Genomic DNA, 627 nt, shown 5'->3' with positions numbered 1-627 from the left:
CGTCGTCGTCCGTGACCTCGTTGATCCGGTCGAGCGGCACATCGAGGTCCCGCAGGCGTCGGATCTTGAGCAGGCGCACCAGATGCCGCACCTCGTACTGCTTGTAGCCGTTCGAGGACCGGTCCGGCAGCTCGAGAAGCCCGATCCGGTGGTAGTGGCGCACCGTGTTCACCGTGGTGCCCGCCAGGTCGGCGAGCTCGCGCGTGCTCCAGCCCATCTTCCGTCCCCTCCTCGTCGTCGCTCCCGGCCATCCTCCTCCTGTGAGGTGTTCTACCACCCGAGCAGGCGCACGGCTCCGGTGGCCAGGAGGGCGACGCCGACGGTCCACAGCACGATCGCAACAGCCTGCCACACGAGCACGCGCTGCTTCGGGACGCCCGACGCCGCGAAGAACATCGCGGTGAGCTGCGTGGGCAGGGCCAGCGGGGCGAGCAGGCTCGCTCCCGGCACGCCGAAGCGGGAGAGCCAGCCCTGCAGGCGTCGCTGCCCCTTCGCCCGGCGCGGGGTGGTTGCGGGAACGGCACCGTCCGCGGAAGCGCGATCCGCGCGCCCGGCGACCACCTTCTCCCGCACGCGGGAGCTGATGGTGACGACGGCGAGGACGCTCAGGAAGTTGCCGATCATCGC

The 627-nt window shown here is 70.8% G+C and carries 1 protein-coding gene and 1 pseudogene; both read right to left on the bottom strand.

The genetic code is table 11. The features are described 5' to 3' along the window. Positions 1–217 (bottom strand): MerR family transcriptional regulator (locus AC4D16_RS16975; protein WP_490955863.1); only part of this gene is annotated, 217 nt, incomplete at its 3' end. A 53-nt stretch (positions 218–270) separates the two neighbouring features. Continuing rightward, a pseudogene (locus AC4D16_RS16970) lies at positions 271–627 on the bottom strand (small multidrug efflux protein); the annotation flags it as partial.

Source organism: Arthrobacter sp. TJ-236 (assembly GCF_058269235.1).
Note: the sequence above shows the minus strand (reverse complement) of the source record. Positions and strands in the feature narration are given on the sequence as shown.